This window comes from Planctomycetota bacterium (assembly GCA_018242585.1).
Lineage (GTDB): Bacteria > Planctomycetota > Planctomycetia > Pirellulales > PNKZ01 > JAFEBQ01.
In genome coordinates this window covers 24,000-46,175 of sequence record JAFEBQ010000041.1, presented here as the reverse complement: position 1 = coordinate 46,175, position 22,176 = coordinate 24,000, and the positions used below count along the sequence as shown (strand labels likewise).

Here is a 22,176-nt window from a genome sequence, read left to right as displayed (position 1 = left end):
CGGCAAGCACACTGCCGATAGTAGCGCCGCCGCCTGCTTTCGTCAATCACCTGTTTCACCTAGTCTCGCAATACTTCGCTAGCAATGTGGAAAGACTTGCCGAGCTTGCCGTTATTGCTGGTAAGAGCTAGGTTTAAGCAGGTTCCTGTCCTCCGATCCCGAGGCTCGGAACGTACCCTGAGCCGGCCTGATGGCCACGCCAAGCACCCGGGGAAGGACGGCGTAACCAGAGCCCGACCGTGCGCGGCCTTTATCAGCTCTCCGCTGCCGATTGTAATCTTGCCAAGGCATCCCACTCGCCCCGATGAAACGTCCTGACCCCCAAGTCGATCAGCATGGCTTTCCCTTGCCGCAGAAGTTCGGCGACGAAGGGCCGTTGCCCATCAAGCGCAGCAGCCTGCCCAGCCGGCGCTGGGGACGGTTGCTGTTGCTGGCCTTGCTGGCCGCGGTGACGGTGGGGATGTTCTTCGAGTCGTCGCTGGGCGAGAACGCCCGTTGGACCTGGATCGGCTTTCTCTGCCAGCGCGCGATCACTGACTATGACCAAGGAGAGTTGGACGACGCGATTGCCAACCTGGATCGCGCGCTCGAATGGGCCGGCGCCGACGAGGCGCTGAAACCGGCCGCAGGCCCCCTGGACGCGCCGACCGACGATGCCGCTCAGCCACGCGGCACCAAGGACCGCAAGATCGCCGAGATCTTCCGGCTGCGCAGCGCGATTCAACTCGAAGCGGGGCGCGTCGATCTGGCGCTCGACGACGCCCACCGGGCGGTGGCCCTGTCGCGCACGTCGGAAGCTTACCTGTATCGCAGCATGCTTTGGCAGCGCAAGCACGAGTTTCGCAAGGCGATCGACGACGCCAATCAGGCCGTCACGCGCAGCCTGGCCCGCGATGCCGCTCCGCTGAACGCCCGGGCCTACGCCCGCGCGGTGGCCGGCGTGGAGCTGAAAGATGCGCTGGTCGACATCGAAAACGCCATCAACTTTGTCGGCGGCGACAACGCGGCCTTCATCGACACCCGCGGCTACCTGCAATTTCTGCTGGGGAACCATGACGCGGCGCTGAAGGACTTGACCCAGGCCATCGAGCTGACCCAGAAGTCCGAGGCGACGAACTTACAGATGTTGGAACGACGCAAGCCGGCCAAGGCGGCGCTCGAACGCGAGCGGCGGATGTATCGCGAGAACTTGGCGGTGATGATGCACCATCGGGGCGAAGTTTACGAGAAGCTGGGACGCAAGGAAGAAGCCCAGAGCGACCTGAAGCAAGCGGCCGAACTGGGCTACGATCGCGACGCGGGAGTGTTTTAATCACTCTCGCGAGCGTATGGTAATGTTGATACCAAGTCGGCGACTTGTCGCCGAGAATCGGTGGCAGAGCCACCGGCTTGGGGGCAGATAAACTTGGCTCGACGCGGGAGTGTTCTAGATCCGCCGCGCGAGCCAATCGACGGAGCATGGATGCGTGTCGAGTAAAGCAAACCAGCCGCTGAAGCAGGTCGCCTCGCTGCGCTGGCGGTTCTCGCCGGCGTGGCGCAAGCTGGCCGAGCGCGACGAATTGCCGCTGGACGACTGGTTCCGTCAGGGACAAGTCGAAGTCGTCAAGCATGGCCGGCATCGCACGGTCTATCGCGTCGATCTCCCGCACCAGTCGTTCTTCGTCAAGCACGATCACCGGGTCGGCTTTTGGCGGCGAGTCTGGCAGCGCTGGTTCGGCTCGGCGGCCCAGCGAGAGTTCTCGCGAACCCTGGAATTGCAGCGGCGCGCGCTCCCCACGGTCGAGCCCGTGGCGTGCGGCTGGGCCGCCGGCGCCGCCACCGACAACGTGCTGGTCACCGTGGCGGTTGCCGGGGCGCGGTCGTTGAACGAGTACGTGGCCGAGTTGCCGGCCGGACGCGCATCGAGCGAAACTTGCGACGAGCGGCGGCATTTGATCGACGCATTGGCGGCGCTGGTCGCGGCGGCCCATCGTGCGGGAGTGTGTCACAACGATTTGCACGGGGGGAATCTGCTGGTCGCGCCGGCGGATGCTTCGGCCGTGTCGACGACGGGTGCGCGTGCGGCCGGGCCGCGACTGTTTCTAGTCGATGTCCCAGGAGTCGAGCTGCGGCGGGCGCTGTCGTGGCGTGCGGCGACGCTGAATCTGGTGATGCTCAATCACGATTGGCGAGGCCGCGCCTCGCGGCGCGAGCGACTGCGCTGGCTGCGGCAGTATTTGGAGGGGCGCGCCGATCTGGGGACGGCGCGACCGACGCTGCGCGAAGCGGCGGCGGAAGTGTCGCGCTTGACCGATGATTACTCGATCCGCCTGGTCACGCGCCGCGACCGGCGGGCCTGGCAAGAGAATCGCGACTATCACCAGGGCGCGACTGACGCGGCCGATTGGTTCGCCACGCGCGACGTGCCGGCCGAGTTGATTCCAAGCTTGCTGGCCACGCTCGATAGTTTGCGCGCCAGACGTGAGCTGGTGAGGCTAGGCGGCGACGCACAGCCCGTCGACCTGCTTCGCATCGCCGGCGGAATGGATTGGCTGCCTGCGCGCTGGCGTTATCGACACGCCCGATCGCTGTGGCATGACAATCAATCGCTTTGGGCGCGGGGGATTGCCACGCCGCGAGGGATGCTCTTGGCGACACCACGAAACGGCGAGAGTGAAGTCGAGGCGACGCTCGTCGTGCAACCCCTCGCGAGTCAGCGATCGTTGGCCGAACACGCGGCTTGGCTGGCGAGACTACCAGCAGACGAATGCGCGCGGCAGCTTGTCATGTTGGCCGGCTCGGCGGTGCGGCTGTTGGGGCAACTGCACGTCTGGCGGATCTATTTCCAGCAGATTAGCCCACGGGATCTGGTCGTTTATGAACATGAAGGGCGCTGGTCGGTGGCCGTGAATGTCGGGGCGCGATTGCGTCGCTCGCGGCGCGAGCGGATCGATTGGCAGTCGGCAGATCTGGTGGCCTTGGGGCGATTGGCGGCTGAGCTGGGAGTGCGCCTTGCGCCAAGTGACTCGTGGCGAGTACTCAAGGTCTATCGAGCGACGTGGGAGTCGGCGGCGCCGACGTGCCGCGAGTTGTGGCAACGTGTGACGTGATTGTTGAGCCGCTGAACTTCGCGGAACGGCGTGCAATCGCGATATGCGTCGCAAGTCGCGCGATGAACATCCCTCCCTTCCAGGGAGGGACTGAGGGAGGGTAAACGGGTTGCGGGCCGATCGGCAATTGATTCGGTAACGGAGTCCTGGTGGTAGCATTATTGGCGGTGAACGCCTCGACCCTCCCCCCTGCCCCTCCCTGGAAGGGAGGGGTGTTTGCGTGCTCGCCTTTCGGTATCAAATCAGTAAGCCGTGTCTGTGAAGTGCTTCGGCTTTACGAGCGTGTCTTGGTGCGCAGTGCCCGTTTGGCCGTTACGCATGCGTCGACGATCCGGCCCCCTTCTTCTTGCGCCAAGTGGAAGCATTGCTCCCCTTCCAGGCGATGGATCGACAGATGGAACGCCGCGTCGGTCTTGGCCAGATAGGGGCGAGACTCGGGTTCCTTCGGCGCACGCAGCTTGCCCCAGGAACCGTCCCCTAGGTAGACGACGCCATTGCTGCTCGGCGTGCCACCCCGTAGCGCATGGGTCCGCTTGAATGTATGGTCGTGGTGCTCAAAGACCGCGCCGACGTTGTGCTTCTCGAATAGCGGCACCCAATGTTTCCGGCTCAGTTCGCCGGTGCCGTCTTTCGACGAGCTGGTATCGGGACTGCGATACGATGGGTAGGACGGCACGTGGTTCACGGCGAACAAATGGGGCACGTCGGCCCGCGCGGCCAACGCCTTTTGGAGCCAGGCGGTCTGTTCGCCGTCGATCGGCGAGATATGTCCCGAGTCCAACAGGACCAGGCTCAAGTAATCGCCGAAGTCGAGCGTGGCGTAGCTCTGGTCCTTGTAAAGCCCGTCGTGCAGCGCGAAATAGAACGGCGCCTTCTCGCGCGGCTTGCCATAGCCACCGTCGACCTCGTGATTGCCCAAGCAGACGATCAGCGGAATCAACCGGTTCTGGCTATCGACCATCTGCTGGCTGTAATTGCGGATGAAGCCCAGGCTCTTGTCGACTTTCTTGCCGTCGTCGTAGCCCAGGTCGCCGCCGATGATCGTGAACATCGGATCCTGCCGCGCGGCCAGCAAGTTGTTCGTCACCGCGTGTTCGTTGACGTCGCAGTCGCCACCCGAGATGAATTGAAACGCGTCGGTCGCCTTGGCCGGCATGGTGCGAAAGCGGTAGCTCGTTTCACCTTTGCCGACCGTGAATTGATACTCGGTCCCCGGCTTCAGCCCGGTTAACTCGGCGCGAAAGACTTGCAGGTCGGTCATCGGGTAAGGCTTGTGCGCGGCGCCGGCCGTGTGAGCCGATCCTTCTCCCTTGGCCAGGGTACAGCGAACCGTGGCGTCGGCGGCGGTGCTGGCCGGCGCCAGCCATTGCACGGTCATCGTCGTCGTGGGGTCGCGTTGCCAGGTGAGAAACAGCGAGTCGAGCTTCCCCTGGGCGGTTGCCGTCTCGCGCGCTATGCTCCATGCGGGCAGACCGGCCGCGGCCAGACCAGCCAGGCCACCGAGCGATGTACCCAGAAACTGGCGACGATCAAATATCGACATGGGGAGTCCTTCGAGTAAAGGCGGGGGCGTGCGGCGGGAACCACTACCTTAACACAGCGAAGCCGTGGCGTGAAACCTAAATGCCGACAATCGCGAGGGGAAGCGATTACCTCGGATTATTCAGGCGCGCAGCGCACGCCAATGCGATAGGCGTGGCCGTGGTGTGCCTGTTGAAACGCTTGCTCGGCATGTGCCAACGGCAACCAACTCGACACCAACGACGCAAACGGGAATCGCTCGGCCGCGGCCAAGAACCGCAGCGCCGCTTCCAGGTGCCGCGGCGCGTAATTGTGAACACCGCGCAGCGTCAGGTTGCGGCGCACCAGTCGCTCGGGTTCGAGCGTCAGCGGCCGCGTCGGGAAAACCGCGCCGGCCAAGACCGCAGTCCCGCCCAGCCGCAACAGCGGCAACGATTGCTCCAGCGCATCGGTCGAGCCCGACAATTCGAGCACCGCGTCGACTCCATGCCCGTCGGTCAATTGAGTGACGAACTCGGCCACGTTGTCTGGGCTGGCCACGGCCGAAGCGCCAAACGCCATTGCCTTTTGTCGCCGCTCGGGGAGCACATCGCAGCAGATCACCGCGCTGGCGCCGGCCAGATTGGCCATGGCACACGCCGTCAGCCCAAGCATGCCGGCCCCCAGGACCAACACTGCTCGTTTGCGAACCGCGCCGGCCGCTTCCAACACCGCGGCCACGGTGGCCGTGGCGCAGTTAGCTGGACAGGCGACCTTGTCGCTTAGCTGATCGGGCAAGCGAAAGATCGCCGAGCCGCGCGGCAAGACGCAATACTCGGCCAGCCCGCCAGTCAACTCTTGGCCGTCGCGCAACGGTTCGTGGCCAAACTTGACGCTGTGCAGGCACTTGGCTGGCAAGTCACGCCGACAATAAAAGCAATCGCCACAGTTGGCCACGATGGCCCAGGTGACGCGATCACCCTCGGCGAGTGGCTGGCCGGTGAAGTCTTGCCGCGCCGCGCCGGGGCCGAATACGGCGATGTGCCCCAGGATCTCATGGCCCAACACGGTCGGTACCGGCACGCTGCGCCGCCCCGTGTACGTATGCAGATCGCTACCACAGAGAGTGCAGCCCGTGACGCGCACGAGCACCTCCCGCTCGCCAAGAGTGGGGAGCGCGAATCGCTTCGCCTCCAATGGGCGACCTGCGCCCGAGAACACCATCGCGGCCACAGTGCTCATGCGACGGCTTTCAAAAATGGCCCACGACTCATGCGGTTCCCGCCGCCGGCGCCGGTTCTTCACAGGTCACCGTTTCGGTCACCACGCGACGAGCAAAATAGATCCACGCGACCAACAGGCACACCCCGCCGGCAGCACTGATGATCCAACAAGCAGGCTCGAAGAAGTGCAAGAAGTTCTCCTTGACTTCGTCGCCACCCCCGGCCGACAGAAACGCGCTGTGCCCAATCATCACCGCCACGTAGCCCAAGTACCCGAACGAGTCAGCCAGGTACATCAAGAATCCAATATTACCCCGGTCGCGGGTCATGGCAATCAGCCGCTCGAAAATGCTCGTATGAACCGCCACGTAGGGCAGGTATAGACCGAGACCGATCAGCACCATGAACACAAAGCCATCCAGGCCCCAGCGGCGCCCCAGGATGGCCACGGGAATCAGCAGTAAGCCCGCCAGCGACATTCCCATTGCCACAAAAAACGCCAAGCGATTATTGCGAATCAAAACGCCCAGCGCCGTCAGCGCCATCACGCTGAAGCCGACAATCATTTCTGAAGTCGTGAACACGCCGGGACGATCCGCGTAGCCCAGGCTTTGCCAGATTTCGCGCGCGAAATCGGCGCGGATGCTCCGCAAGATCGTCACGCTCAGGTACATCGCCATGATGCCAGTCAGCCCCACCGCATAGCGCAGGAAGAACTCGCGGCGGTCGGCGGCCGTCATTGGTTGCCGCTCGCTGCGGGCGGCCACGTCACGCTCGCTGGGGGGCGGCAGACAGCCCAGCATTGCCACGAACACCACCAGCGGCAGCAAGAAGACTAGCCCCGCCGTGAACGGCATCCACGACTCGCTCACCCCGGCGGCCAGCAACCAGCCACCCACCGATTTGGTGAATCCATCGGCAACAATAAAGCTGGCGCACAAGCCCGCGGCCAGCAACTCGGTTAGCGCGCGCCCTTCGAGCGCGCCGAGCACCATGCCAAAAACCATGCCCAACGGCAGCCCGTTGAGGAACAGAAAGATCGCGTTGTACGGCGCTGGCGTCAGCCCAAACCCTAGCAATGCGGCCTGTGACAGCGCGACGAGCACCAGGATGCCGAAGGCTCGGCGATTGGGCGCGATTTCAGCAATGACCTTGATGCCCAGGAACTTGGACAGCATGTAACCGAAGACTTGGGCCGAGACGAGAACTGTCTTGTAACCGATCCCCCACAGTGACAGTTCCTCGAACCCGGCCGCGGTGAACGGCTTGCGAAAACCATACATGCAAAAGTACGTGCCAAAGGCCGCCGTCATGGCCCACAGGGTAAAGACCCAGGTGGGGACTTCGACGGGCGCACTGCTCGGGCGAAAGCGAAGCTGGGCGGTCGACATCACCATGTCTCGCAAAACAGTGCGACCGATAAGGCCGCAACCCGGACCAAACAGATTTCCCACAAAACGGCGGGCAAGCCGCGCATCTTAACAGCCGCGAATGAGCGTTTCATTAGCCGCCGGTGAACTCGCCGCCCCAGGTTGCAACTGGCAACCGATCGTGAACAATGGCGCAGGTTCACAGGCGTTCACTTTCAGTCCGTAAGCATCCAACCCAGGGCGGCGCGATGACTTCCGTGGCACAAATTGCCGAGTTGTTTCAGCAGTGTGGCAACTCGCAATATGGGGGCGAATGTGTCACCCAGGTGGAACACGCCCTGCAGGCCGCCTGGTCGGCCGAGCAGGAAGGGGCCGACGCGGCGCTGATCACCGCGGCGTTGTTACACGACATTGGGCACCTGCTTCACGACTTGCCGGACGACGCCCCCGAGCAAGGGATCGACGACCATCACGAAAACGCCGGCTATCACTGGCTGACCCGCTGGTTCGACGCATCGGTCACCGAGCCGGTTCGATGGCACGTGGCGGCCAAGCGCTATCTGTGTACGGTTGACGTCAGCTATTTCGATCAACTTAGTCCGCCGTCGATACAGAGCTTGCACTTGCAAGGTGGGGTGATGAACGCGGACGAACGGGCCGACTTCGAGAAACTGAGCCATTGGCGCGAGGCAGTGCGACTTCGCCGCTGGGACGACACGGCCAAGGTTGCCAATCTGCGGACGCCGCCGCTTGAACACTTTTTTTCCTACGTCGAACGTGCCGCGCGACCGCAACCAGTGAAAGGTTAAGCCCATGACTGCGTCGGCCGATGTCGCGATTGTCGGGGCTGGCATTGTCGGCTTGGCCCACGCCTGGGCCGCGGCGCGACGGGGCAAGTCGGTGTTGTTGTTCGAGCGCAGCGCGGCCGCGCAGGGAGCGTCGATTCGTAACTTTGGCATGATCTGGCCCGTGGGCCAGCCGGCTGGCGAGTTGCACCAGACGGCCCTGCTGAGTCGCGAGCTGTGGATCGAGGCGGCCCGCGGCGCCGGCTTCTGGTTGAACCCTTGCGGGTCGTTGCATCTGGCCTACCGCGCGGACGAGTTGGCGGTGCTGGAAGAGTTCTTCTCGCAAGCCGGTCGCGAGTATCGCTGTGAACTGATTACCCCGGCAGCCGTGTGCGATCATTCGCCGGGCGTGCGCCGCGAGGGATTGCTGGCCGGCTTGTGGAGCGCCAGCGAAATGTGCGTCGACCCGCGGCAGACGCTCCGCGTGTTGCCGCGCTGGCTGCAATCGACCTATGACGTGCTGCTGGAGTACGAGACCACGATCGCCCGTGTCGACGGCACCCGGCTGACGGCGACCGATGGTCGCAACTGGCGGGCCGAGCGGACCATCGTCTGTGGCGGCGCGGACTTCGAGACCTTGTTTCCCGAGGTGTTCGCCACGGCGGGATTGCGACGCTGCAAACTGCAAATGCTGCGCACGGTGGCTCAGTCGGGCGATTGGCGCTTGGGGCCGCATCTGGCCGGTGGGCTGACGTTGCGGCATTACGACAGCTTTGAACGCTGTCCGTCGTTGCCAGCGCTGAAGCAGCGCGTGGCGGCCGAGTGTCCCGAGTTGGACGCCTATGGCATCCACGTGATGGCGTCGCAAAACGAACTGGGCGAGGTCGTGCTCGGCGATTCGCATGAATACGATGCCCAGATCGAACCGTTCGACAAGCAGCGGATCGATGAACTGATCTTGGCCGAGCTGCGGCGGTTTCTGGTCTTGCCCGATTGGACCATCGGCCAGCGCTGGCATGGCATCTATGCCAAGCATCCGCGGCTGCACGTGTTGACCGCCGAACCACAGCCAGGAGTGACCATTTGCACCGCCACGGGGGGCGCTGGCATGACGTTGTCGTTGGGGCTGGCCGAGCAAATGTGGCAAACGCGCTCGTGACGCCGCTCGGCCACCACTAGGAATTGTCGGAAGGAACGAGAATCTCGATGCAACGCTATTCGACCGGCGCGCGATACCGAGGCCCACTTCAAGCCGTCCTGTTCGACTGGGCCGGTACGACGATCGATTTTGGCTCGCGCGCGCCGACGGCGACGTTCGTTCGCGTGTTTGCCGACGAAGGCGTGGCCATCACCGAAGCCGAGGCCCGCGAGCCGATGGGAATGGCCAAGCGAGCGCACATTGAAACGCTATTACAGATGCCGGCCGTAGCCGAACGCTGGCGGCAGGCCCATCGTCGCGCGCCGACGAGCGTCGACGTCGATCGGCTGTACGTCGCGTTCCTGCCCATGCAGTTGAAATGCCTGACCGATTACGCCGACCTGTTGCCCGGCGCGGCCGACGTGGTGGCCGCCTGTCGCCAGCGGGGAATGAAGATCGGTTCCAGCACCGGCTACGTTCGCGAGATGATGGACGTGCTGATGCCGTTGGCCGAGCGGCAAGGTTACCGGCCCGACGAAATGCTCTGCGCCAGCGACCTGAAAGAAGGACGCCCCGCGCCGTGGCTCAACCTGGAGAACGCTCGCCGGCTTGGCGTCTTCCCTCTCGAATCGATTGTCATCGTCGATGACACGCGCGTGGGGATCGAAGCTGGGCGGAACGCCGGCATGTGGACCGTGGGCGTGATTCGAACCGGCAATGAGGTGGGGCTGTCGCGCGCGGCGCTCGAGGCGCTGGCTTCCGCCGAGCGTGACAAGCTGTGTGCTGACGCGGCGGCGCGTCTGGCCGCCGCCGGCGCGCATTACACCATCGACTCGGTGGCCGACCTGTTGCCGGTGCTCGATGAAATCGAGCGGCGACTGGCCGCTGGTGAACGGCCCTGACGCGCCGACGCGGGCGTCAAAAGCGCCAGCCGAGACCGATGTTGTTGAAGAAGCCTGGCGTCACGTCGTTCAGGCCCACGCCGAAGCGGTCGCCAAACTCGATGTTGGGCGTCAACATCACGTGCGCGCCAAAGCTGGCAAAGTGCTCGTTGAGCGGCACTTGCTTGCCCGAGGAGATGATGGCGAAATACTCGGCGTGCGCGCGCCAGCGTTGCCCCAAGGGAATGTCCAGCACGGTTGACGGCGCCCATTGGCCGAACACGCTGTCGCCTTCATAGCCGTTGGCGTATCGCAGCGCCGAGTTCCAACTCCAGCCGTTCGAGAACTTCCAGCCGAACGCCTGGCCGACGTCGATCGTCGAGGCGGTCGATGGCCCCGCCGTCGGCGTATAGCCCTGGACGATGAACGAGCTGTTGGGGCGCAAGCCGTCCTGGCGCGTCAGCCAGACCTTCGCGCCGTAGAGCAACCGCCCTTCCGTCTCGGCTTGCAAATCTTCGCCGCCGACTTCGTTGCCCGAGACGGCTCCCGGCCCCCCCTGCTCGTAGTTCCAGCCGACGCGCAGCTCGAGCCAATCGGTGATGCCGTGGCGGACGAGCAACTCGGGATAGCTGTGCGACGAGGGGCCAACGCGATTGTCGATGTACGAGTACGAAGATTCGACGATCGTGGTTTTCACCGCCGCCGTCGAGGTGGCGAAGGTGAACGAATCTCGGTCGGTCTCGAAGTCATCTCGCTTGGCCACTTCCTCGGGCTGGGCTGGCCGTCGAAAGACTTGGGCGTCAGCCTGGCCGGCGACGAACAAGACGGCCAGCGCCCAAAGGTAGCGCGCTGCCTGATTGTGAAAGTTAGGAATCATGAACACCTGCCGCTGCTCGGATGTTGCGGTCGCTACCACAACGATGGGGACCCAGACAACTCGCTTGTCTGGGCGGCGCAGCCGCAAGAGGGATCAGGACACATGTTCCACCCCCTCTTGTCGCTGCGCGACACCGACAACAAGTTGTCGGTGCTACCCGCTGCCAATGAAACCCGTGCTCCGGTGATTTGCTCTCCGCAGACCCGTTGGTCTTATCGACCGAATCCTCAGCGGGATTTCGAGTTACGGGCATGAGCGATTCGGCCCGCCCGGCGACGGCCTGAATAGTGCCCGCAATCGGCAAGGTCGCGCGTCCGGACGGCCAAGGCGATGACATTACTTACGGGTGATTTTGAGCGTGCGACCGCCGGCGGTGGCCCACCTCTTCCGCCAAACGCGCGAAGACTTTCAGTAGACAACCTCGTTTGCTTTTCGTTTTTACTGTTGGGAGGGGCGTGCGCCGCGCCCACGACGGCTCGGGTCGCATAGCCAGCCAGGTCACAACAGCCTGATTGGCAATGGGTTCCGCCGAAGGTTGCCCGGCGGTACCCGTTGAACAAGGTCCGCGAACCGCTTTTCACCGCTCGACAATACATACTCCTTGGTTCAAAGGGGGACGATCATGCCTCTTCCCCAGCGGCGCAACCTCCGCCTGGTCGCTCTTCTGCTCCCCGCTTTCGCCTGGGGCGTCTGGAACAGTCTGCCCAGCGTCGGACGCGGCGATCCCGCCTCGGCGGCGGCCGAGGCGATGTTCCGACAGCTCGACAGCTCGGGAGACGGCACGTTAACCCTCGACGAAGCGACCCCCGGCTCGCGCTCGTTCCTGGAACGTGTCTTCAAAGACTTGGGGCGCGGGCCAAGCGACAAGGTCACTCGCGACGAGTTTCTGGCCGCCTATGAACGGCTACGCGGCAAGCCCGCTTCGACCGCTCCCAAGGTGTCGGCCGGCGGCGCATCGACAGGCGACGGCAAACCCGCCGGCGACGAACCACCGCCGGAAGGGATTCGCTTTATTGACGCCGACGGCGATGGACTGATCACACGCGCCGAGTGGTCGCGCTTTACCCAGACTTTTGCCCGACTCGACGCCGACAAGGACAACTCGCTCGCCCCGCGCGAACTCGAAGCGACCGGCGGGGCCGCTGACTTGATCATGAAGCTGGCCGACGCCAACGGCGACAGTCGGGTCTCGCGCGTCGAATGGGGCAAGATGGTGCAAAGCTTCGTCCGCCTGGACACCAACAAGGATCACGCGCTCGAACTCAGCGAATTGCAAGGGGCGGCCGAAACCTTGGTGGCCTCGGCCAGCGGCTCGGCCAGTCTGGGCGCCAGCGGCAAAGGAGCCAAGCCGACCGGACCGACCGTGTGGCGCGGCACGATCGAAGGTCGCGGGCAGATCGAGCTGACCGTCAACGGCTATACGATTATTGGCCGCGAGTATGGTCCTGGCGGTCGTGGTCAGAGCCTGGGGGCCGGCACGTTCACCATGACTGGCAATGGCAAGTCAGGGAACATGGACGCGGTGTACACCGAAGGAGATCGCCGCGGCCAGGCTTGTTTGGGCATCTATCAGATGCAAGGGAACCAACTCCTCTGGTGCGTCAACAATAAGGGGAGCCGGCCGGACTCGATGAACGGCGGCCGCGGCAACTGGCTGCTGACGCTGACTCGCGTCGATGAGGTTGCATTGCCCGGGCGTTCCCTCTGAGTGAAGACGCCAATCGCCTGGCCTGGGAGACGACTTTTCCAGTGCGCGGATCTCGCAATAATGGACGATGGGGCTGGTCGTCCATTCTGGCCACGCGAGGCGCCTATGGCAACGTCTCCGGCGTTATTTACGATTGGTCACTCGACACATCCCATCGAGAGGTTCATCGCGCTGTTGCAACAGCACGGTGTTGCCGCTTTGATCGACGTTCGCCGGTTCCCTGGTTCGCGGCGGCAGCCCCAGTTTCATCAAGCGGCGCTTGCCGAGGCGCTGACCGGGGTTGGCATGGAATACCACTGGATCGAGGCCCTGGGGGGGCGGCGCTCCAGCGGAGCATCTTCACCAGAAAACGCCGGTCTGCGCAACAAAAGTTTCCAGAACTACGCCGATTACATGCAGACAGCCGAGTTTCGCGCCGGCGTCGAGTCAGCTCTGGAAATCGCCACTCGCCTTCCCAGCGCGATCATGTGCGCTGAAGGTTTGTTCTGGCGGTGCCATCGCCGGCTGATTGCCGATTACCTGCTCGCTCGCGGAATTACGGCCCAACACATCATGCCTAACGGCGCGATTCAGCCTCACTCGCTAACCGAGGGGGGCCGGCTCAGTGGCGCGCAGGTGACCTATCCAAAGCCAGCCGAACAGCAGTCGACGCTGTTCGAATAGCGGGCCACGTAAGCCATCGTCGGGGGGCGATTTCACGATGCTCATTCGGGCGATCAGGAATCCTGCCAAGACCTCGCGGGTCATCTAGGAATCCTGCAGGATTCGCAGGCGATGCAACGGTCTGGTAACAGTCTGTACTGCTGGGGGAGAGGTAACGAAAAAGGGTTCCGACGGCGTGTGTCGGAACCCTTTTTCTGCTAGCGACTTACCAAGGCGGAGGGCATGGGAGTCGAACCCACAACCGATTTCTCGGCAACTGATTTCGAGTCAGCCTGCTAGCCATTCGCTTACCCTCCGGGCAGCGGACAATCGTACTATAGCGCTCCCCTGCCGACAAGCCGACCTGGGTGACGCCAACGCAGAGCTATCGCTCATGCCACGTTCGACTTGCGTGCTGGGATGCTATTCCGTACGGTTCTCCCGTCGCGATTCCCGATGCCGCGCGTCGCCGGTCAAGACGCGACGCAATAGTTGCCAACTCCAACCGATCATCGCCAACAGCAACTGCCAAAGGAGCGCGAACGGAGACAGGTAGCCGAACTCAAGCGAAACGACCAGGCAACGATCGATCGTGCGCCAAAACGTCAGCCCGGTTCCCACGATCAGGAACACCAGTGACCAAGTAAACAACATTGGGGAAAGAAAGTGCCACGCCCCTCGGGCCGGCTCCCAGATGATGAACGAAACGAGCCCGACGACGCCCGCGCACAAAAGTGCCAAACCTAACTGTCGTCTCGACTTCGCTGAATTGAGCATGCATCGATTCTAGGCAGCCGCGACCGCCATGAACACGCCTCCAACGCCCACCCCCCAGAGGGAAAACTAGCTTGGCATCGGCGACCTCAACAGTACATAATGAACAGTTGATACGTTGCCTTCCTGTACACCTCGGACCTTCCGGCCGGCGAACCTCGCCCGGTGCGTTCGAGCCTGCCTGAAAATGAATCGTTCGCGGTCGGGACAACGGTCCTTGATACGGCCATAATTGTTGGTACGGCGAATCACCGCACCAGGGCTCGATACCGCCCACGAACCGAGCGATTCCCCGCAGCCTGCCTGCGCCCGAGATCGACTCGGGCTGATCGTCGATGGATCGTCGTCTTCTTTCGCACGCACGAGGTCTGACCATGCTCGCCACGAGCCGCCTGCTAGCAAGTCTTGGCGCTTTGACCACTCTTCTATTGGTTGTTGCGCCGTTGCACGCCGCATCGACGCCGGCCGCGCCAGGCGAATACCAGGTGACACCGGCCGAGGCCAAGCTGGTCGGCAACTTTGCCCAGATGCAATTGGTCGTCACCGACGGCGCGCCGCCGTCGGGCAAGGTGGCGAGCGAAGTCCTCGCGCGGCGAGGCGATTTGACCAACCAGGCCACGTTCAAGTCGAGCGACGACAAGATCGTCACCGTCACGCCGACCGGACGACTCCGAGCGCGCGGCAACGGCAAAGCGACCATCACCGTCCAAGTCGCCAAACGCGAGAAGTCCATCACCGTTCCCGTCGAGGTCACCGACGTGTTGGCCACGGGCAAAGTGAACTTCACAACGGACATCTCGCCGCTTTTGAGCAAGGCCGGCTGCAACGCCGCGGCGTGCCACGCCAGCCAGCATGGCAAGGGGGGCTTCAAGCTTTCGGTATTCGGCTATGCGCCGGACGAAGATTACCAGGCGATGGTCCGCGATCGTCAAGGGCGCCGCGCCAACTTGAATGACCCGGAGCAAAGTCTGGTGCTGATGAAGCCGACCGGACATGTGGTCCACGGCGGCGGACGACGGCTGCAAGACAGTGGCATCGAGTGCGAGATTCTGCGGGCCTGGCTGGCCGCCGGCGCGCCGGCCCCCAAGGCCGACGATCCGCACGTCGCCAAGCTGACCGTCTATCCCGACCAGCGCGTGTGCGGCACGGGGGTCGATCAACAACTGCGCGTCGACGCCACCTACTCGAACGGCACGACGCGCGACGTGACGGCCATGGCCAAGTTCGACACGCCGGACGAGTCGGTGGCCAAAGTCGACCGCAATGGTCATTTCCAGACCGTGGGGCGGGGGCAAGCGCCGGTCCTGGTGCGCTACGAAGGGCAGGCCGCCGTGTGCATGGTCGTGGTGCCGTTCAGCACCGACGTGAAACTAGCCGGCTGGAAAAACAGCAACTTCGTCGACGAACTGGCCTCGGCCAAATTCAAGCAACTGGGCATCGAACCTTCGCCGTTGTGCGACGACAGCACGTTCCTGCGCCGGGCGTTTCTCGACGCGGTCGGCACCTTGCCGTCGATTGACGAGACCAAGGCATTCCTCGCGTCGAAGGAACCCAAGAAGCGCGAACACCTTATCGATCGACTGCTAGGGCTGACGGGTGATCCAAAGCTGGACGTTCACAACAACGATTACGCCGCCTACTGGTCGGTCAAGTGGGCCGATCTGATTCGCTCGAGCAGTGACACCCTGGGCGAACAAGGAATGTGGGCGATGCACAACTGGATTCTCGAGTCGATGCGCGCCAACAAGCCGATCGATCAGTTCGTGCGCGAGCTGATCACGGCCCAGGGTTCGATCTACCGCAATGGCCCGGCCAACTATTACCGCGTGGCGACCAATCCCGAGGATCTGGCCGAGACGACGGCGCAGTTGTTCCTGGGTGTGCGGCTTACCTGCGCCAAGTGCCATCATCACCCGTTCGAGAAGTACAGCCAGCAGGACTACTACAGCTTTGCCGCGTTCTTCTCGCGCGTCGGCACCAAGAACAGCCTGGAGTTCGGCCTGTTTAGCCGCGAGCAAGTCGTGATGGTGAAAAGCGCTGGCGAAGTGCGCCATCCCAAGACCGGCAAGACGCTGACGCCGACGCCGCTGGAAGGGGAACCAGTGGCCGACGCTTCGGATCGGCGCGTGCCGTTGGCCGCCTGGCTGACGTCGGCCGAGAATCCATTCTTTGCTCGCAACATCGTCAACCGCTACGTGGCGAATCTGCTGGGGCATGGCCTGGTCGAGCCGGTCGACGACATGCGGGCGACGAACCCGGCCACGAACCCGGCACTGTTGGACGCGTTGGCCCGCGACTTCACCGCCCACAAGTTCGACGTCAAGCACCTGATGCGGGTGATCATGACCTCGCGGTTGTATCAGCTTGACTCGCAGCCCACCGAGGCCAACGCCGCCGACAGCAAGTTCTTCAGCCACTACACGGTGAAGCGCCTGGCGGCCGAGCCGTTGCTAGACGCCATCGACTTCGTGACGGGCACCCAGACCAAGTTCAAAAGCTTGCCGCTGGGCACGCGGGCCATCGAGCTGCCCGACTCGAACTATCCGGACTACTTCCTGAATACCTTCGGCAAGCCGCGGCGTGCGACGGTCTGTGAGTGCGAGCGCGTGGCGGACGAAAATCTGTCGCAAGCGTTGCATACGCTGAACGGCGACACCCTGTCGGCCAAGATCAACGACAGCAAGGGGCGGCTACGCGTCGCGCTGAACGCCAAAAAGCCGGCGAATGAGATCATTGACGAATTGTACCTGGCCACGTTATCGCGACTGCCCAGCGAGAACGAGCGCAAGACGTGCGAGAAGCTGTTGGCCGAAAGCCCGTCGTTGCAAGTGTTCTGCGAAGACCTGCTCTGGTCGCTGATCAACTCGAAGCACTTCTTGTTTGTGCATTGAGCAGATGGGCGAGACAAAAAGTTGCTGGTTGCTAGCGGCTAGTTGCTAGGAAAGACGTGCCAGGACAAAGGCTGCGCCGTGGCGAGTAATTGTCAGCGACGCGCGGTGAACACCCCTCCCTTTCAGGGAGGGGCTGGGGGAGGGTAAAGACGCTGCCGGCCAGACGACATTTGATTCGTGCGTGCCGATACACTTGAGGAGAACGTCGGAATGCATTGCCGTCGGTTAATGATATTCGTCATCGCCGCTTGTTCCGTATCGTCGATCCTCTCAGTGCCGCAAGGCGCCTCGGCCCAGGAGCCAATCTCGTATCCGATGGTCATGGACCTGGCGCCGCTGGCCGCCCAGATCGGCAAGACCTCGGAACACACGCTGTCGGCGCGCTACAACCTGGACGGCGCGTCGCAGGTGCTCGTCACCGGACCCGGCGTGCGTGGCACCGCCATTCTGCCCGAACCGCCGGCAGCGCCTGTCTTGGCCGCGGTCACTCCACCGGCCTCCGCGACGACAACTGCCAAGCCGACGGCGACCGTCAAGCCGCAAGTCACCACGCAAACCGTCAAGATCGAAGCGAAGAAGCCAACGCCCGAGAAAAAAGCGGACACGAAGAAAGACGATGGCAAGAAGGCCGAGGCGAAGAAAGAAGAAGCCAAGAAAAGCGACGTACAGCAGGAGCCAGCGAAGCAGCCGGCCGCCGCGACGGCAAAACCGCAAGCAGTCGCGCAGAAAGCTGAACCGAAGCAGGCCGACGACGCCAAGAAGATCGCCGACGACAAAAGGGCTGACGACGCCAAGAAGGTTGCCGAGCAAAAGAAAGCCGAGCCCGCGAAGCCCGCTCCCGAGGTCAAAAAGCCCGCCGAGCCGCCCAAGGTCGCCGACAAGAAGCCGGTTCCCAAGATCAAGCTCAAGTTCGATGTCGCCGCCGACCAGATGCCCGGCGTGCGCGACTTTCGCGTGGTCACTCCGCAAGGCGTGTCGACGCTGGGCCAGTTGGTGCTGACGAACTGGCCCGTTGTCGGCGAGCAACCGAAGAACGACGCGCCGGCCGACGCCCAGAAATTCACGCTGCCTGCCTGCCTGTGCGGCGCGATCGAAAAGGCCGAAGACGTCGATTACTACAAGTTCCACGTCGAGGCCGGCACGACGCTGGTCTTTCATTGCCGCGCGGCACGCTGCGAAGATCGGATTCACGACCTGCAGATTCACGTCGACCCGATCATCACCTTGCGGAACGAGCAAGGGACCGTGGTCGCGTCGGGTGACAACTTCTTCTTCGCCGATCCGGCCTTTCAATACCGCTTTGAGCACGCCGGCGACTACACGCTCGAGATTCGCGACGTCCGCTATCAGGGGAATATTTATTGGCAGTACGCCGTCGAGGTCGCCGACGCGCCGCTGGTGACGGCGGCATTCCCCTCGGCCGTGCCGCCGGGCAAGACGACCAGCGTCGAGTTGCTGGGCTTCCATCTGCCGCCGGCGGCCAAAGCCTCGGTCACCATTCCGGCCGACGTCCCCGATGGCCCCACCTGGGTAACCGCGACGCTCGATGGTGGCAAGCGTGTCGGGCCCGTGCCCGTCGTGGTTAGCCGCCTCCCCTTGTCGACCGTGACCGCCGACAATCACACCTTGACCGCGGCGTTGCCGGTCACTGCACCGGCCGCTGTGTGTGGTCGAGTCGCCCAGCCAGGCGAGATCGACTACTTCACGTTCGAGGCCAAGAAAGGCGAAGCCTTCACGTTCGAGGTGCTGGCCCGCCGGCATCAGTCGTCGCTCGATCCGGTGTTGGCCGTGCTGAACGACAAGGGCGCGCGGCTACTGGAAAACGACGACGTCACGATTCACCGTTTCACCTATGGCGACTCGCTGATCGAAAACTGGACCGCGCCGGCCGATGGTCGCTACACGCTGGAGCTGCGCGATCTGTTCAGCGGCGGCAGTCCGACCCACGTGTACTTGCTGTCAGTCACGCGCAGTCAGCCGTTCTTCACGTTGCACGTGGACAGCGACAAGGCCTTGCTCGCGCCGGGTCTGTCGGCGGCGTTGTTCGTTCGCGTCTATCGCAAGAACGGCTTTGCCGGCGAGATCAAGCTGACGGCCACGGGACTGCCCACCGGCGTGACGGCCGAGTGCGGAAGGATACTGCCGGGCGAGAACGATGGCTGCATCGTTCTGACCGCCGCCGACAACGCGGCACTCGGCGCGGCCAACATCCGCATCGCAGGAACCGGCCGGCACAACGACGCGGCCGACGCGCCGCAGTTGTCGGCCGTGGCGGTGCCTTGGCAAGAGACGTACCTGCCCGGCGGCGGCCGCGGTTTGATGCAAGTCGAAATGCTGACCGTCTCGGTCGGCGCGCCGTTCGATCTGCGCCGCGTCAACATCAAGCCCGAGCACGTCACGCTCAAGCCGGGCGAATCGAAGCCGATCGAGATCACCATCGAGCGCGCGCCAGGTTTCAACAAGAACGTCTCGCTCGACCTGATCTACCGGCACCTGGGTGGCATCAGCGGCAACAGCTTGCCCGCCGGCGTGACCATCGACGACAAAAAGAGCAAGACCTTGCTGACCGGCGAGCAGACCTCGGGCGTGATCGTCCTGACCACGGCCAAGGACGCCAAGCCGGTCGCCGATCAGATCGTCCCGGTCCAGGCTCACGTGTCGGTCAACTTCGTGATGAAGATGAGCTACACGGCCAAGCCGCTGCGCGTGACGGTTGAGAAGTAATCGTCCCTTGGCGACGTGATTCTGATTGCAGCGCGGCGTGCGAAGGCGCATCATTGTCATTTGTCGTCGCTTGCTCGCTGAAAGCCGAGGGATCGCTGTCCCTGGGTAGCAGCCCGCGCGAGCCACGACCCAGGGACGGCTGTCCCTGAGCTTTGCTGAAATCACGCCCATCGCAAGAGTGCGCAAGCCGTAACCGCTTGTCGGCATGAGAGTTTCCGCGTACCAAGCCGGCGGCTCGGCCGCCGACGAACGGCGACAAAGTCGCCGGCTTGGTGATACCCCGCTCGATCGTGGCTATCCGATTCGCCACACTTTTCGATTCGTCAGGGGGGCCCGACCTGGCGGAAAAGCCGGCGTTCTTCGTCCCCCGGCGCATGGACACACGATTTCGTCGAACTAGAATCGCCAACGTCGGACCTTTTGGCTTGCGAGGCCGCTGGGGCCAGTCAACGCGCGTGCTGCGACTTGACCCCACGATGTCGAACGGAGCGCCATTGCGCGCTCGCCGCGCCAATCGAGTCAGTCCGACCGAGCAGGGTGAGACGACCGTGGACGTGCTTCGCGTGGTCGCACATGGGGACGGTCGTCAGGTTTCGCAGAGAACGGAAGGATGCAACCAATGAGACGACAACTTTGTATTGCCACGGCGCTCGTCGCGCTCGCCAGTCTGGCGTCGACGCTCTACGCGGCAACGCCGGCCACCAGCGTCGGCTTCCGCCACGCCCGCGCCGGGTGCGCGAAGGCAGGCTGTGATTGCTGTATCGCCAAGACCTGCGCGCCGCAGTACCAGTTGGTCGAGAAGACCATCCTGGTGCCACAATGGGTCACCGAGATGCGCAAGATCAACGTCACCCAGTACGTCACCGAAGCGCGCGAGAAAACGGTGACCTGCTACCAGCAAGTTCCCGAGACCAAAACCGTGGTCAACACCTACACGGTCATGGTCCCCGAGCAGCGCACGCGCACGGTGGCCTATACCGTCGCCAAGCCGGTGCAGCGGACGATCGAAGAAAAGATCACCGTCATGGTCCCCACCGTCGAGACCCGCGTTGGCACGCGCAACGTCGCCCGCACGGTCAGCGAAGAGCGGACCTACACGGTCCAAGTCCCCGAAACCCGCGTTCGCAAGGAAACCTACGTCGTTCACAAGCCGGTCAACGAGACGGTGACCCGGCAAGTGACGGTCATGGTCCCCGGCAGCGAAACCCGTACCGGCACGCGCCAGGTGATGAAGTGCGTCGCCGAAGAACAAACCATCACGGTCCAGGTTCCCGAGACCCGCGTGCGTCAGCAGACCTACACCGCGTACAAGCCGGTCTATGAAACGGTCACGCAAAACGTAACGGTCATGGTCCCCTACTACGAGCAGCGGCAAGGGACGCGGCAAGTCTGCCAGATGGTCCCCGTCGTCGAGCAGCGGTCGGTCTGCGTCGATCAAGGTGGCTGGGCCTGTCAACAAGTTCCCTGTGCGCCTTGCCGTGGCTGCGGCGGCTACGCCGGCTGTGGCCAGTGCGCCGCGGTCCCGGTGGTCACGCGCCAGGTTTGGGTTCCCAAGTACGTTTACAAGCCGGTTTCGGTTACGGCCTATCGTCCGCAAGTGGTCAACGTGCCGTGTACCTATACCGTGCAACTCTGCCGCCCCGAAACGCGGCAAGTGCAACAGGCTGTCTGCAAGATGGTCGCCGAGCAGCGGACCTGCGAGCAGCCGTATTGCGTGCTGGTGCCGCAGCAGCGAACCGTGACGGTGCAGAAGCAGGTCTGCGTCCCCGAGCAGTTCACCTACACGGTGCCGGTTTGCCGGCCCGAGACGCGTGATGTCCAGGAAACCGTCTGCCGCCTGGTGGCCGAGGAGCGGACTCGCGACGTGCCATATTGTGTGATGGTTCCCGAGCAGCGGACCTGCACGGTACAGAAGGTCGTCTGCGTCCCCGAGCAGTTCGAGTACCAGGTCAACGTCTGTCGCCCCGAAGTGCGAACCGTCAATCGCACCGTCACCGAGATGGTCTGCGAGCAGCGGACCCGCGAGGTGCCGTATTGCGTGATGGTGCCTGAGCAGCGGACGTGCGAACGGCAAGTGACGGTTTGCAAGACGGTGGCGGTCGAGAAGCAGGTCGCCTACAACGTCTGCGTGCCGGTGCAGATCGAAAAGGAAGTGCCGGTCCGCGTCTGCCAAATGGTCCCCAAGACGATCGTCTGCAAGGTTTGCATTCCGTGCAAAGGCGACTGCGGCCAGTAAGCGGCCGCGGCAGGTGGGTGGTTAACCATCGCCCGGCGAAAGCCGAGTGCGTCGAAAATAGAAACGGCGTGGAGTGCAAGCTCCACGCCGTTTTCTTTTGGTGATCAGAACTCGTCGCTCGCCGCGACAACATCCAAGGGTGCCATGCTCAAGGCCTTAAGCCTTGAGCATGCCGTATTGGCGCTGCACATGCTCAAGCCTTGGGGGCTTGAGCATGGCACCCGAATGTGATGGTTAGTCTTCCATCGTGCAGACAGTTTCCGTAGGGTACGCACCCGTGCGTACCTGAACTGTGGCGTCAATAATCGCACAATGGTACGCACGTGGTGCGTACCCTA

15 protein-coding genes and 1 tRNA gene are annotated in these 22,176 nt (G+C 63.3%); 10 read left to right on the top strand and 6 right to left on the bottom strand.

Features of this window, described 5'->3' with window-relative positions:
• Positions 1 to 304 precede the first annotated feature (304 nt).
• Both JSS27_18655 and JSS27_18650 read left to right on the top strand, forming a co-directional pair.
• Positions 305 to 1,312 carry a hypothetical protein gene (locus JSS27_18655; protein MBS0210969.1) on the top strand — a complete coding sequence of 336 codons (1,008 nt, stop codon included), beginning with the start codon at positions 305 to 307 and terminating at the stop codon, positions 1,310 to 1,312.
• Between the two features lie 154 nt (positions 1,313 to 1,466).
• On the top strand, positions 1,467 to 3,089 hold the full coding sequence (locus tag JSS27_18650; GenBank protein MBS0210968.1) for a phosphotransferase: 1,623 nt from the start codon (positions 1,467 to 1,469) through the stop codon (positions 3,087 to 3,089).
• A 274-nt stretch (positions 3,090 to 3,363) separates the two neighbouring features.
• On the opposite strand, the gene JSS27_18645 is transcribed toward JSS27_18650, so the two are convergent.
• From JSS27_18645 to JSS27_18635, 3 genes are all read right to left on the bottom strand, one after another.
• Positions 3,364 to 4,632, bottom strand: a complete 1,269-nt coding sequence (locus tag JSS27_18645) for a metallophosphoesterase family protein (GenBank protein ID MBS0210967.1) — start codon at positions 4,630 to 4,632, stop codon at positions 3,364 to 3,366.
• 116 nt (positions 4,633 to 4,748) lie between these two features.
• Positions 4,749 to 5,813, bottom strand: coding sequence for a zinc-binding dehydrogenase (locus JSS27_18640; GenBank protein ID MBS0210966.1), 1,065 nt, complete (start codon positions 5,811 to 5,813; stop codon positions 4,749 to 4,751).
• Between the two features lie 46 nt (positions 5,814 to 5,859).
• Positions 5,860 to 7,125: a hypothetical protein gene (locus JSS27_18635; GenBank protein ID MBS0210965.1), complete on the bottom strand. Its 1,266-nt coding sequence runs from the start codon at positions 7,123 to 7,125 to the stop codon at positions 5,860 to 5,862.
• 305 nt (positions 7,126 to 7,430) lie between these two features.
• On the opposite strand from JSS27_18635, the gene JSS27_18630 reads away from it, so the two are divergent.
• From JSS27_18630 to JSS27_18620, 3 genes are read left to right on the top strand one after another with little or no spacing between them, the layout of a single operon-like run.
• Positions 7,431 to 7,991, top strand: coding sequence for an HD domain-containing protein (locus tag JSS27_18630; GenBank protein MBS0210964.1), 561 nt, complete (start codon positions 7,431 to 7,433; stop codon positions 7,989 to 7,991).
• Positions 7,992 to 7,995: 4 nt separating this feature from the next.
• Complete coding sequence (locus JSS27_18625; GenBank protein ID MBS0210963.1) at positions 7,996 to 9,126, top strand: TIGR03364 family FAD-dependent oxidoreductase; 1,131 nt, start codon at positions 7,996 to 7,998, stop codon at positions 9,124 to 9,126.
• A gap of 47 nt (positions 9,127 to 9,173) precedes the next feature.
• Positions 9,174 to 10,007, top strand: a complete 834-nt coding sequence (locus tag JSS27_18620; protein MBS0210962.1) for a phosphonoacetaldehyde hydrolase — start codon at positions 9,174 to 9,176, stop codon at positions 10,005 to 10,007.
• Positions 10,008 to 10,023: 16 nt separating this feature from the next.
• Here JSS27_18620 and JSS27_18615 read toward each other — a convergent pair whose 3' ends face one another.
• Positions 10,024 to 10,863, bottom strand: a complete 840-nt coding sequence (locus tag JSS27_18615) for a transporter (protein ID MBS0210961.1) — start codon at positions 10,861 to 10,863, stop codon at positions 10,024 to 10,026.
• Positions 10,864 to 11,485: 622 nt separating this feature from the next.
• Here JSS27_18615 and JSS27_18610 point away from each other — a divergent pair.
• Both JSS27_18610 and JSS27_18605 read left to right on the top strand, forming a co-directional pair.
• Complete coding sequence (locus tag JSS27_18610; GenBank protein MBS0210960.1) at positions 11,486 to 12,571, top strand: hypothetical protein; 1,086 nt, start codon at positions 11,486 to 11,488, stop codon at positions 12,569 to 12,571.
• A 105-nt stretch (positions 12,572 to 12,676) separates the two neighbouring features.
• Positions 12,677 to 13,234 carry a DUF488 domain-containing protein gene (locus tag JSS27_18605; protein ID MBS0210959.1) on the top strand — a complete coding sequence of 186 codons (558 nt, stop codon included), beginning with the start codon at positions 12,677 to 12,679 and terminating at the stop codon, positions 13,232 to 13,234.
• Between the two features lie 214 nt (positions 13,235 to 13,448).
• On the opposite strand, the gene JSS27_18600 is transcribed toward JSS27_18605, so the two are convergent.
• A tRNA-Ser gene (locus JSS27_18600) sits at positions 13,449 to 13,530 on the bottom strand.
• A 106-nt stretch (positions 13,531 to 13,636) separates the two neighbouring features.
• Positions 13,637 to 13,867 (bottom strand): hypothetical protein, encoded by a 231-nt coding sequence (locus JSS27_18595; protein MBS0210958.1) that lies wholly within the window; start codon positions 13,865 to 13,867, stop codon positions 13,637 to 13,639.
• A 647-nt stretch (positions 13,868 to 14,514) separates the two neighbouring features.
• Between JSS27_18595 and JSS27_18590 the strand changes: the two genes are divergently transcribed.
• The 3 genes from JSS27_18590 (at position 14,515) to JSS27_18580 (ending at position 21,838) form a co-directional block, all read left to right on the top strand.
• Positions 14,515 to 16,878, top strand: a complete 2,364-nt coding sequence (locus JSS27_18590) for a DUF1553 domain-containing protein (GenBank protein ID MBS0210957.1) — start codon at positions 14,515 to 14,517, stop codon at positions 16,876 to 16,878.
• Positions 16,879 to 17,151: 273 nt separating this feature from the next.
• Positions 17,152 to 19,602, top strand: a complete 2,451-nt coding sequence (locus tag JSS27_18585; protein ID MBS0210956.1) for a hypothetical protein — start codon at positions 17,152 to 17,154, stop codon at positions 19,600 to 19,602.
• Between the two features lie 619 nt (positions 19,603 to 20,221).
• A complete protein-coding gene (locus tag JSS27_18580) occupies positions 20,222 to 21,838 on the top strand; it encodes a hypothetical protein (protein MBS0210955.1) in 1,617 nt (538 codons plus the stop codon).
• Positions 21,839 to 22,176 lie beyond the last annotated feature (338 nt).

What these genes read in the sequence shown, in the direction of transcription:
- JSS27_18655 (MBS0210969.1), top strand. Translation starts at nt 305, where the DNA reads ATGAAACGTCCTGACCCCCAAGTCGATCAGCATGGCTTTCCCTTGCCG.
- JSS27_18645 (MBS0210967.1), bottom strand. Translation starts at nt 4,632, where the DNA reads ATGTCGATATTTGATCGTCGCCAGTTTCTGGGTACATCGCTCGGTGGC.
- JSS27_18640 (MBS0210966.1), bottom strand. Translation starts at nt 5,813, where the DNA reads ATGGTGTTCTCGGGCGCAGGTCGCCCATTGGAGGCGAAGCGATTCGCG.
- JSS27_18635 (MBS0210965.1), bottom strand. Translation starts at nt 7,125, where the DNA reads ATGACGGCGGCCTTTGGCACGTACTTTTGCATGTATGGTTTTCGCAAG.
- JSS27_18630 (MBS0210964.1), top strand. Translation starts at nt 7,431, where the DNA reads ATGACTTCCGTGGCACAAATTGCCGAGTTGTTTCAGCAGTGTGGCAAC.
- JSS27_18625 (MBS0210963.1), top strand. Translation starts at nt 7,996, where the DNA reads ATGACTGCGTCGGCCGATGTCGCGATTGTCGGGGCTGGCATTGTCGGC.
- JSS27_18620 (MBS0210962.1), top strand. Translation starts at nt 9,174, where the DNA reads ATGCAACGCTATTCGACCGGCGCGCGATACCGAGGCCCACTTCAAGCC.
- JSS27_18615 (MBS0210961.1), bottom strand. Translation starts at nt 10,863, where the DNA reads ATGATTCCTAACTTTCACAATCAGGCAGCGCGCTACCTTTGGGCGCTG.
- JSS27_18610 (MBS0210960.1), top strand. Translation starts at nt 11,486, where the DNA reads ATGCCTCTTCCCCAGCGGCGCAACCTCCGCCTGGTCGCTCTTCTGCTC.
- JSS27_18605 (MBS0210959.1), top strand. Translation starts at nt 12,677, where the DNA reads ATGGCAACGTCTCCGGCGTTATTTACGATTGGTCACTCGACACATCCC.
- JSS27_18595 (MBS0210958.1), bottom strand. Translation starts at nt 13,867, where the DNA reads ATGTTGTTTACTTGGTCACTGGTGTTCCTGATCGTGGGAACCGGGCTG.
- JSS27_18590 (MBS0210957.1), top strand. Translation starts at nt 14,515, where the DNA reads ATGCAATTGGTCGTCACCGACGGCGCGCCGCCGTCGGGCAAGGTGGCG.
- JSS27_18580 (MBS0210955.1), top strand. Translation starts at nt 20,222, where the DNA reads ATGAGACGACAACTTTGTATTGCCACGGCGCTCGTCGCGCTCGCCAGT.